This window comes from Hypericibacter sp. (genome assembly GCF_050729195.1).
Classification (GTDB): Bacteria; Pseudomonadota; Alphaproteobacteria; order Dongiales; family Dongiaceae; genus Hypericibacter.
This window is the reverse complement of the sequence record NZ_JBOHKS010000319.1, coordinates 1-8,721: the sequence shown is the minus strand read 5'-3', so window position 1 is coordinate 8,721 and position 8,721 is coordinate 1. Positions and strand designations below refer to the sequence as shown.

At 65.5% G+C, this 8,721-nt stretch carries 10 protein-coding genes; 5 read left to right on the top strand and 5 right to left on the bottom strand.

The window, feature by feature from the left end:
* Window positions 1-367: 367 nt before the first annotated feature.
* Window positions 368-2,338 (bottom strand): acetoacetate--CoA ligase, encoded by a 1,971-nt coding sequence (locus tag ACREE8_RS25930; protein ID WP_431575918.1) that lies wholly within the window; start codon window positions 2,336-2,338, stop codon window positions 368-370.
* 185 nt (window positions 2,339-2,523) lie between these two features.
* Between ACREE8_RS25930 and ACREE8_RS25925 the strand changes: the two genes are divergently transcribed.
* Together ACREE8_RS25925 and ACREE8_RS25920 are read left to right on the top strand one after the other, a co-directional pair.
* Window positions 2,524-3,513: a DMT family transporter gene (locus ACREE8_RS25925; RefSeq protein ID WP_431575917.1), complete on the top strand. Its 990-nt coding sequence runs from the start codon at window positions 2,524-2,526 to the stop codon at window positions 3,511-3,513.
* Window positions 3,510-4,454: a DMT family transporter gene (locus ACREE8_RS25920; protein ID WP_431575916.1), complete on the top strand. Its 945-nt coding sequence runs from the start codon at window positions 3,510-3,512 to the stop codon at window positions 4,452-4,454. Before ACREE8_RS25925 ends, ACREE8_RS25920 begins: the two co-directional genes overlap by 4 nt.
* Before the next feature lie 4 nt (window positions 4,455-4,458).
* Here the strand turns inward: ACREE8_RS25920 and ACREE8_RS25915 are convergent, their stop codons facing one another.
* On the bottom strand, window positions 4,459-4,869 hold the full coding sequence (locus tag ACREE8_RS25915; protein WP_431575915.1) for a YkvA family protein: 411 nt from the start codon (window positions 4,867-4,869) through the stop codon (window positions 4,459-4,461).
* Window positions 4,870-5,079: 210 nt separating this feature from the next.
* Between ACREE8_RS25915 and ACREE8_RS25910 the strand changes: the two genes are divergently transcribed.
* Window positions 5,080-5,841, top strand: coding sequence for an SDR family NAD(P)-dependent oxidoreductase (locus ACREE8_RS25910; RefSeq protein ID WP_431575914.1), 762 nt, complete (start codon window positions 5,080-5,082; stop codon window positions 5,839-5,841).
* 194 nt (window positions 5,842-6,035) lie between these two features.
* On the opposite strand, the gene ACREE8_RS25905 is transcribed toward ACREE8_RS25910, so the two are convergent.
* Entirely contained in the window at window positions 6,036-6,476 is a 441-nt protein-coding gene (locus tag ACREE8_RS25905) for a MerR family transcriptional regulator (RefSeq protein ID WP_431575913.1), read from the bottom strand.
* A 69-nt stretch (window positions 6,477-6,545) separates the two neighbouring features.
* Here ACREE8_RS25905 and ACREE8_RS25900 point away from each other — a divergent pair, with 69 nt between their 5' ends.
* Window positions 6,546-7,235 carry a cation transporter gene (locus ACREE8_RS25900; protein ID WP_431575912.1) on the top strand — a complete coding sequence of 230 codons (690 nt, stop codon included), beginning with the start codon at window positions 6,546-6,548 and terminating at the stop codon, window positions 7,233-7,235.
* 12 nt (window positions 7,236-7,247) lie between these two features.
* Here the strand turns inward: ACREE8_RS25900 and ACREE8_RS25895 are convergent, their stop codons facing one another.
* A complete protein-coding gene (locus ACREE8_RS25895) occupies window positions 7,248-7,574 on the bottom strand; it encodes a 4a-hydroxytetrahydrobiopterin dehydratase (protein WP_431575911.1) in 327 nt (108 codons plus the stop codon).
* 105 nt (window positions 7,575-7,679) lie between these two features.
* Here ACREE8_RS25895 and ACREE8_RS25890 point away from each other — a divergent pair, with 105 nt between their 5' ends.
* Complete coding sequence (locus ACREE8_RS25890) at window positions 7,680-8,123, top strand: metallopeptidase family protein (protein ID WP_431575910.1); 444 nt, start codon at window positions 7,680-7,682, stop codon at window positions 8,121-8,123.
* A gap of 3 nt (window positions 8,124-8,126) precedes the next feature.
* On the opposite strand, the gene ACREE8_RS25885 is transcribed toward ACREE8_RS25890, so the two are convergent.
* Window positions 8,127-8,714: a uracil-DNA glycosylase family protein gene (locus ACREE8_RS25885; RefSeq protein ID WP_431575919.1), complete on the bottom strand. Its 588-nt coding sequence runs from the start codon at window positions 8,712-8,714 to the stop codon at window positions 8,127-8,129.
* Between the last annotated feature and the right edge of the window lie 7 nt (window positions 8,715-8,721).

The following is an 8,721-nucleotide window of genomic DNA, read 5'->3' as shown; positions in this document are numbered from 1 at the left end:
ATCGCGACCCCGCCCGATTCTTTTCGGAATCGGGAAGCACCGAAAGAGAAATAACCGAACGAAATTCGAGCTTGCGAAGTAGATGTGTGAATGCCGTAGCCCTTGCGGGAGGGGGTAGGGGGAGGGGTCAGCGGTCGCGATCGTCCGGAAAGCTTCTGCGGATTCTTGCGAAGCAACGATGCTTCGAAAGAACGAGCCAAAGACAGCAATGGGATTCAAAGCGAATTCAGGCGCGACAAGCGTAAGCGCAGCGACCAGTCCCGGAGTCGCCCCTTTGATTGCCGTAACCGATTGAGGCCAGTTCCCCTCCCCCTACCCCCTCCCGCAAGGGGAGGGGGCGTGAGTTTTTTGTTTTGCCCCTCCGCCCCTACTCCCGCAGCTCCGCCCGGTCCTTGTAGAGCTCCAGCGCCTCCGGGTTCGCCAGCGCTTCCTTGTTCTTGATCGTGCGGCCATGGACCATGTCGCGGACGGCGAGCTCGGTGATCTTGCCGCTCTTGGTGCGCGGGATGTCGGTGACCTGCAGGATGCGCGCGGGCACATGGCGGGGCGTGGTGTTGGCGCGGATCTGGCGCTTGATCTTGTCGCTTAGCGCCACGTCGAGCTCGAGGCCCTCCTTGAGCCGCACGAACAGCACGACGCGCACATCGCCCTCCCAATCCTGGCCGATGACGATGCTCTCGATTACCTCGGGCAGCTGCTCGACCTGGCGATAGATCTCGGCCGTGCCGATGCGCACGCCGCCCGGATTGAGCACCGCGTCCGAGCGGCCATAGATGATCATGCCGCCATGGCGCGTGATCTCGGCATAGTCGCCATGGCACCAGATATTGTCGAAGCGCTCGAAATAGGCCTTCCGGTATTTGGCGCCGTCGGGATCGTTCCAGAATCCGACCGGCATGGAGGGAAAGGGCTTGGTGCAGACCAGCTCGCCCTTCTCCTCGACGACGGGCTTGCCCTCGTCGTTCCAGACCTCGACGCCCATGCCGAGGCCCCGTGCCTGGATCTCGCCGCGCCAGACGGGGCCGGTCGGGTTGCCCAGCACGAAACAGGAGACGATGTCGGTGCCGCCCGAGATCGAGGAGAGACAGACATCCTTCTTGATGTGCGAGTACACATAGTCGAAGCCCTCGGGCAGCAGCGGCGAGCCCGTCGAGGCGATGGTCTTGAGCGCCTTCAGGTCATGCGTCTCGATCGGCTTCAGCCCCGCCTTGTTGCAGGCGTCGATGAATTTGGCCGAGGTGCCGAAGAAATCGCAGCGCTCGGCGGCGGCGAAATCGAACAGGATGTTGCCGGTCGGATGGAAGGGCGAGCCATCGTAGAGCAGCAGCGTGGCGCCCGAGGCCAGGCCCGTGACGAGCCAGTTCCACATCATCCAGCCGCAGGTGGTGAAATAGAACATGCGCGAGCCGTCGCGGATGTCGCTGTGGAGGCGGTGTTCCTTGAGATGCTGGATCAGCGTGCCGCCGGCACCATGGACGATGCATTTCGGCACGCCGGTGGTCCCTGACGAATACATGATGAAGAGCGGATGGTCGAAGGGCAGCCGCTCGAAACGGATCGTCTCGGGCTTATGCGGCGCCACGAAGTCCGCGAGCGTCACGGCCTTGGCCGGCATCGTGCCGCCGCCGGCATAGGGGAACACCACCACGCGCTCGACCGTGGGCAGCCTGGGCAGGAACTCGGCCACCCGCGCCAGGCAATCGAACGGTTTGCCGCCATAGAAATAGCCGTCGGCCGCGAAGAGCAGCTTCGGCTCGATCTGGCCGAAGCGGTCGATCACGCCTTGCGCGCCGAAATCGGGCGAGCAGGAGGACCAGATGGCGCCGATCGAGGCGGTGGCGAGCGTGGCGGCGATGGTCTCGGGCATGTTGGGCACGAAGCCCGCGACCCGGTCGCCCGGCTTGATGCCCATGGCGCGCATCGCCGCGGCCAGACGCGACACCAGATCGTAGAGCTCGCGCCGGCTCATGCGCCGCTTGACGCGATCCTCGCCCCAGAACACCAGCGCGTCGCCCTCGTCGCGCTTGCGCAGCAGGTTCTCGGCATAGTTCACCCGCGCCTCGGGGAAGAACTTGGCGCCCGGCATGCGGTCGCCATCCTTCAGCGCGGTCTTGCCGGGTCCATCGCCGACGATCCCCGTCTCCTCCCAGACCGAGAGCCAGAACTTGTCGCGATGCGCCACCGACCACTGCCAGAGCGCGTCGAAGTCGGGCAGCGCCACCTTCCAGCGCGCCTCGGCGCGGGCCCGGAATCCCGTCAGGTTGGCCGCGGCCAGCCGTTGCGCATCGGGCCGCCAGATCGGCCGGGCGTCGTCGGGCGAGGAGGTCGAGGGGGTCATGGGCGGCCGCTTTTCCCGTGAGAGACAAGATCTTGCATCGCGGGGGCGATTCTTCGCCCGCTGGGAGGCCCAAGGCAAGCTTGCCGGCGGCGTCCTGACGGGCGATGGCGACATCGAGCGCCCGCCCATGGCGCCCGGATGACCGAACGGTTAGGGTGGCCGGGTCTTCGACCTTGCATTGAATCATGGGCCTGCCACTCCCCCTCCCCGCCTTTGCGTCCCAGCTCGCCGAGGCGGCGGGCCGGCTGCCACAGCCGGTCCGCGCGATCCTGTGGATGCTGGTCGCCTGCCTGCTGTTCGCGATCCTCAACGCCTTCATCCGCGAGGCCTCGCGGGCGATGCACCCGTTCCAGGCGGTGTTCTTCCGCAACCTGTTCGGGCTGCTCTTCATGTTGCCCTGGATCCGGACGGCGGGGCTCGAATCGCTCAATCGCCATCGCATCCGGCTCTATCTCGGCCGCACCGCGGTCGGGCTCCTCTCGATGTTCGCCTGGTTCTGGGCGCTGAAGCTGTTGCCCTTCGCCGAGGCGATCGCGCTCAGTTTCGCCTCGCCGCTCTTCGCCACCCTCCTGGCCGCGCTGTTCCTGGGCGAGCAGGTGCGGATCCGGCGCTGGACCGCGATCCTGGTGGGTTTCGCCGGCGTGCTGGTGATCCTGCGCCCCGGCGCCGACGCCTTCAGCGTCGGGGCCTTGTTCGCGCTGGCCTCGGCGGCCTTGGGCGCCTGCGGCATCATCTTCACCAAGCAGCTCGTGCGCAGCGAATCCACCACCGCCGTCGTCACCATCATGGTGCTGATCCAGACGCCGATGGCGCTCATCCCCGCCCTCTTCGTCTGGGAGTGGCCCGCGGCCTCGCTCTGGCCGATGCTGCTGACGATGGGTCTCGCCGGCTCGCTCGGCCATATGAGCTTCGTGCGCGCGCTGCGCCTGGCCGAGGCCTCCTCGCTCATGCCTTACGATTATGCGCGGCTGGTCTTCGCCGCCATCATCGGCTGGCTCTTCTTCGCCGAGGTGCCGGACAACTGGACCTGGGTCGGCAGCGCCATCATCGCGGCAGCCGCGGTCTATATCGCGCGCCGCGAGGTCAAGCTGAAAGCCATGCCGGCGGCGGCTCTCGCCTCGGCGCTGCCGGACGAGCCGCCCGCGATCGTCACCAAGACCGAGCCCGCCGCATGAGGGTGGTGTCGGTTTCGATCGAGCAGCGCTGGATGGCGCTCTCCGGCAATGTGCGCGGCGCACTCTGGATGATCGGGTCCGGTGTCATCTTCACCTTCATGGCGATCGCGATCAAACTCCTCGGCCATCGGCTCGACAGTTTCCAGATCGCCTTCTTCCGCTGCCTGATCGGCTTCATCGCCATCCTGCCGCTGATCGGCGCCTATGGCATCGAGGTGCTGCAGACGCGCTCGCTCAAGATCCATGCGCTGCGCGGCCTCTTCGGTCTCATCGCCATGTTCGCAAGCTATTACGCGATCGCGCGCATCCCGCTCGCTTCCTACACCGCGCTCAGCTTCACCAAGCCGCTCTTCTCCACCATCCTCGCCGTCATCATCCTGCATGAGATCGTGCGCTGGCGGCGCTGGAGCGCCACGGCGGTCGGATTCATCGGCGTCCTGGTGATGGTCCGGCCCGGTGCTGAGACCTTCAACAGCGCGGCTTTGTTCGCACTGGCGGACTCGCTCTCGATCGCCTTCCTGGTGACGCTGATCAAGCGCCTGCCGCCGGGCGAGACGCCGCTCGGCATGATGTTCTATTTCGGCGTCTTCTCGACCATCGCGGCGCTGCCGCCGGCCCTCTTCGTGTGGCAATGGCCGACGGCGGGCGAATGGGGGCTGCTCGTGTTTATCGGAATCCTGGGGGCCCTGTCGCAGTCCTTCTGGATTCGCGCCTATCGCGCCGGCGAGGCCTCGGTCGTCGCGCCCTTCGATTATCTGCGGCTGCTCTTCGCCGGCATCGCGGGTTATCTGGCCTTCGCCGAGACAGTGGATCTCTGGACGGTGCTGGGCGCCGCGATCATCGTGGTCTCGACCGTCTATATCGCGCGGCGCGAGGCAAGGCTGCCACGCGCACAAGCCAAGGCCCGCATCGAGGCGAAGGCCGTCGAGGAAGTCCGCTGACGCGTCAGGCGGTGGGCGGTTTGCCGGCATCGACCAGCTTGCGCTGGATCAGCTCCTTGGCGCGCTCGCGATGGGCGGGCTTGATGTGCTCGGTGACGGCCCGGATCGCGGCATAGAGCACGGTGCCGTCATCGACGAAGCCGATGCCGGTCAGGAAATCCGGAATCAGATCGACCGGCAGGACGAAATAAGCGAGCGCTCCCATGAGGGTCGCCTTTGCCCGCAGCGGCGTCGCCGGATCGAGCGCGCAGTAATAGGCCGCGAGCAGCATGTCGAGAAAGGGCAGCTTGCCCGCGACGCGGCGCAGCTTGGTCCAGAAGCCGCGGGAGACCTGGGCCTGGTCGCGCTCGAATTTGACGGGGTCATAGGGCACCACCGCGGTGCTGGTCGCGACCGCGCGGGCGTCGGAGGCCATGGGCATGTCCGTGGTCATGGGCCGGCATATGGCCCTGGCGATCCCCCTGCGCAAGACATGGCCTTTATGGGGCAGAGGCCCTTGGATGCGATCTTTCCGGCTCTTGCGGCCGGCGGCCCCGCTGGTCATTCTGCGCCGCCGGTGACGGGCCCGGGGTAAAAGGGGTGCCGACCGCGGAAATCAGCCATTTTTCGAGGAAGAAGCGAGGCCATGGAAATCAAGGGACAGGCAGCGATCGTCACCGGCGGCGGCTCCGGCATGGGGGCCGACGTGGCGCGCCATCTGGCGAAGGCAGGGGCCAAGGTGACCCTGGTCGATGTCAATCGCGAGGCGGCCGAGGCGGTCGCCAAGGAGATCGGGGGCTTTGCCGCGGTCGCCGACGTGTCCGACGCGGCCGCGGGCGAGGCGGCGGTCAAGGCCGCGCGCGAGCGCCATGGGCCGGCGCGCATCCTGATCAATGTCGCGGGCATCCTCATTCCCGGCCGCATCGTCGGCAAGGAGGGCCCCCTGGCGCTGGAGAAGTTCAGCAAGGTCATCACCATCAACCTGATCGGCACCTTCAACATGATGCGGCTCGCGGCGGCCGACATGTCGGGCGCCGAGGCGCTGGCCGATGGCGAGCGCGGCGTCATCATCTCGACCAGCTCGGTCGCGGCCTATGAGGGCCAGATCGGCCAGGCGGCCTATGCCGCCTCCAAGGCGGGCATCGTCGGATTGACGCTTCCGGCCGCGCGCGATCTCGCCGGCCGCGGCATCCGCGTCAACACCATCGCGCCGGGCCTGGTGGCAACGCCGATGATGCTCACCCTGCCGCCGGAGATTCAGAAGAGCCTGACCGACACCATGCCCTTCCCGAGCCGGCTGGTGCGGGCGGACGAATATTCGCGGCTCTGCCTCCACATCATCGAGAACACCGCGATCAATGGCGAGGTGATCCGCCTCGATGGCGCGCTCAGGATGGCGCCGCGCTGATAGAAACGATCAAACCAGAAATGAATCGCTGCTGCACAACACCGACATCAATCGACCATCTCTAGCCGTGGCGATGAGGGAGATCGGGGTAGATGCGGTGCCATCACAGGTGGTCCGTTGAGCGGTTTGCGTGTCACTGCTCTCGTCGCTTCAGGCTCGAGGCTCGTCGATTGAGATAGAAGCAGCCGGCAGCATCACGCGCTTGCTGGCGTCTTTGTCGACGCAGGACGGGGAGCCGAAGTCGCCAAGGCGTCCACGATGCGGCAATCCGCGATCGTCCCTCGATGGCACTGCTTGATCAGGCTCTTCAACTCTTTCCGCAGTCGCTCGAGGTCCGCGATTTTCCGCTCGACGTCATCGAGATGACGCTGGGCAATCGTATCGATCTCGCCACAGGGCCGGTCTCGGTCGTCCGCCAGGCGAATGAGATCGCGCACTTCATCGAGTGAAAATCCGAGGTCCCGGGCGCGCCGGATAAATCCCAGTCGAAAGAGATGATCCGGCTTGAAACTGCGGTAATTGCCGGCGGTCCGCGTCGGCCTCGGCAGCAATCCGATGCCTTCGTAATAGCGAATGGTCTCGACCTTGGTCCCGGTCGCCTTTGCCAGATCGCCGATTGAAAGACGCTGTGCCATCCCTTGACCCTCTAGTCACTACAGGGTCCATATAAGATGGCCCAAGACCTCATTCAATGAGAAGCCACCATGGCGGGCTGCTGCTCACACGAGAATTGCGCCAGCGATAATAAAGCGGGAAATAGCCCCGCATGGCGCCGGGCACTCTGGATTGCTCTGGCCGTCAATGCGGCCATGTTCGCCGGCGAGATCATCGCCGGTGCCGCGGCGGGCTCGGCGTCCCTGCAGGCCGACGCCTTGGACTTCCTGGGGGATTCAGCCAACTACGCCATCAGCCTTGGGGTCGCCGGCCTGGGCCTTGCGTGGCGTGCCCGGGCAGCCTTGGTAAAGGGCTGGGGTTTGTTGGGCCTCGGCACGTGGGTATTGGGCTCGACGGTCTGGCATGCCTATGCCGTCACGTTGCCCCAGGCCGGTGTCATGGGTGTCGTGGGTATCCTTGCCCTCGTCGCGAATACTGCCGTTGCGCTGATCCTCTATCGCTTTCGGACCGGTGATTCGAACATGCGGTCGGTGTGGATCTGCTCGCGGAATGACGCGATCGGCAACATTGCCGTCATGGCCGCCGCAGCTGGCGTCTTTGGCACGGGCACGGGCTATCCCGATTTGATCGTCGCCGTGATCATGGCCGGACTTGGCATCGCCGGCGGCTGGCAAATCATCCGCCAGGCGCGTGGCGAATTGCGCACCCATGTTCCGGCCTCCTCGACGGTCACCGTGCCCCCGGCAGATCGGAAATCTCCCCTGGCCGCAGGTCGATAGCGGTCGCCGGCGCTATCCCGTGATCTTCCCGATCTCGCGGGCGAGCTTCACGTCGCGCTCCGAGAGGCCGTCGCAATCATGGGTCGCGAGCGTGATTTCGACCCGGTTATAGACATTGGACCATTCCGGATGGTGGTCCATCTTCTCGGCCAACAGCGCCACCCGGTTCATGAAGCCCCAGGCTTCGTTGAAGTCTTTGAATTTGAAAGACTTGTGGAGGGCGTCCCGGCCGGCGACAGCGTGCCATCCGGCCAGTTCCTTGAGGGCGGCCACACGGGCGGTGGCATCGAGCTTGGCGATCATGGAACCTCCTTTCGAGGTCCGGTTGGACTCTCGCAAACGCGCTATCCTACATCTTCAGATGGGAACTGCCTCACCCTTGCCCCAGTCGGGAATGACAGCGGCGCGTGAGAATGACGGGGCCCGCCCCTTGAGCGAGAGACCATGGCCGAACTGATCAAGACCTCCCGCCGCTTCGGCGCCGCCCCGGACCTGGCCGAGATCGAGGAGATTGCGGCCGCCGCCTTCGAGACGATTCCCGAAGAGCTGGCGCAGCATGTCCAGGACGTAATCATCCGCGTCGAGGATTTTCCCGATGCCGAGACCGAGGAGGAGATGGAGCTCGAGACTCCGTTCGATCTGCTCGGGCTCTATCGCGGACAGCCGCTGGGTGCCAAGAGCGTCAGCGATGTCGTGAGCGACATCGACATGATCTTCCTCTATCGCCGCCCGCTGCTCGATTTCTGGTGCGACAGCGACGAAGAGCTCGAGCATATCGTGCGCCATGTGCTGATCCATGAGATCGGCCATCACTTCGGCTATAGCGACGAGGATATGGAACGGCTCGAGGAGGAATCCGACAGCCGCGCGGCCGGCACACAGGCGTAAGCGCTAACCCAGCGCCGCCTTGACCCGCTTGCGCAAGACCGGCAGCAGATCCTGCTCGAACCAGGGATTGCGTTTGATCCAGCCGGTGTTGCGCCAGGAGGGATGGGGCAGTGGCAGGAATTGCGGCAGATGGTCGGCGAAGCCGCGCACCGTCTCGGTCATGGTCGCCCTGCGCCGCTTGCCCAGATAGAAGGCCTGCGAGTAACTGCCGACCAGCAGCGTGAGCTCGACGCCCTTCAACAGCGGCATGATCTGCGGATGCCAGAGCGGCGCGCATTCGGGGCGCGGCGGCCGGTCGCCGCCGGCCTCGTCGGTGCCGGGAAAACAGAACCCCATCGGCACGATCGCGATCTGCTTCACGTCATAGAAACGCTCGCGGTCGATCCGCAGCCATTGGCGCAAGCGATCGCCCGAAGGATCGTTCCAGGGAATCCCGGTCTCATGCACAAGCCGGCCCGGCGCCTGGCCGATGATGAGGAGCTTCGCCGTCGAGGAGGCGCGCAAGACCGGGCGGCAGCCATGCGGCAGCGCCGCTTCGCAGACCCGGCAGGCGCGCGCCTGCTTCAGCAGGATCTGGAGTTTGATCGCCATCAGGAGC